Here is a 339-nt window from a genome sequence, read left to right as displayed (position 1 = left end):
TGGCGGAGAGGGTGGGATTCGAACCCACGGCCCCTTTCGAAGTCACTGGTTTTCAAGACCAGCTCCTTAAACCACTCGGACACCTCTCCATTGGTGATCTATCCGCGACTCGAACGCGGGACACCCTGATTAAAAGTCAGGTGCTCTACCGACTGAGCTAATAGACCATGTTATTTGGCTGGGGATGCAGGACTTGAACCTACGCATACATGAGTCAAAGTCATGTGCCTTACCGACTTGGCTAATCCCCAATATATATGTGGTGAGCGCACAGGGATTCGAACCCCGGACACACGCCTTAGAAGGGCGTTGCTCTATCCAGCTGAGCTATGCACCCAC

The 339-nt window shown here is 52.8% G+C and carries 4 tRNA genes; all 4 read right to left on the bottom strand.

What is annotated here, in order from left to right:
• The 4 genes from Q3304_RS21010 to Q3304_RS20995 all read right to left on the bottom strand — a co-directional run bounded on the left by Q3304_RS21010 (position 1) and on the right by Q3304_RS20995 (position 337).
• Positions 1-89 (bottom strand) — tRNA-Ser (locus Q3304_RS21010).
• A 2-nt stretch (positions 90-91) separates the two neighbouring features.
• Positions 92-167: transfer RNA gene (locus Q3304_RS21005), tRNA-Lys, on the bottom strand.
• An 8-nt stretch (positions 168-175) separates the two neighbouring features.
• Positions 176-251: transfer RNA gene (locus tag Q3304_RS21000), tRNA-Gln, on the bottom strand.
• Between the two features lie 9 nt (positions 252-260).
• A tRNA-Arg gene (locus Q3304_RS20995) sits at positions 261-337 on the bottom strand.
• Positions 338-339 lie beyond the last annotated feature (2 nt).

The sequence above is a fragment of the Clostridioides sp. GD02377 genome (assembly GCF_045899875.1).
GTDB lineage: Bacteria > Bacillota > Clostridia > Peptostreptococcales > Peptostreptococcaceae > Clostridioides > Clostridioides difficile_A.
This window is presented reverse-complemented; position numbering and strand designations above follow the sequence as displayed.